Genomic DNA, 624 nt, shown 5'->3' on the forward strand with positions numbered 1-624 from the left:
CGACGGTGGCGGGGGAGGGACGGTGGGCAGGGTGACGGTCGTCATCCCGGTCTCCTTGGAAAGCGGTTCCCGAAGCATGGGGAGGGTGTGGAGAATGGGGCGGGCGCCGCTCCGGCCGGCTGAGCCCCGGCCGGAGCGGCGTCCTTCTGTCCCGTCAGCAGTTGTCGGTGAGGAAGTCCGTGGTGGGCGTGAGCATCTGCCCGGCCCAGACGGTGTGCATCTTCACGTAGCTGTCGGGGTTGAGCAGGTCCGTGACCTGCTGTCCGAGCGATTCCTCGAGATGTGCCTTGTTGACGTGGTTCAGCAGCGTGCTGAGGGTGTCGTCGAGCACCGTGCCGCCGCCTGCGACGGCGGGCTTGAGGATGCTCTCGACCCACACCGTGTGCATCTTGATGTACTTGTCGAGTGCGAGTGCGTCCTGCACCTGCTCGCCCGGGGACCGCTCCAGGTGTGCCACGTAGAGGTGCTGGAGGATCGGCAGCAGCACGTTCTGGACGCTGGTGCACTGCTCGGCGTCACCGCCACCGCCACCGCCACCGCCGGTACCGCCCGTGGGAGTCGGTGTGGCAGTCGGTGACGAGGGGGGAGTGGGCGTGGGGCCGGTCGTCGGCGGGGCCGTAGGGG

The 624-nt window shown here is 68.9% G+C and carries 1 protein-coding gene; it reads right to left on the minus strand.

Annotated elements, in window-relative coordinates:
- Positions 1-154 precede the first annotated feature (154 nt).
- The gene (locus tag CCL05_RS43640; protein WP_244204640.1) at positions 155-487 is read right to left on the minus strand and encodes a hypothetical protein; all 333 of its coding nucleotides are present in this window, start codon (positions 485-487) and stop codon (positions 155-157) included.
- Between the last annotated feature and the right edge of the window lie 137 nt (positions 488-624).

This window comes from Streptomyces africanus, from assembly GCF_002150735.1.
Taxonomy (GTDB): domain Bacteria; phylum Actinomycetota; class Actinomycetes; order Streptomycetales; family Streptomycetaceae; genus Streptomyces; species Streptomyces africanus.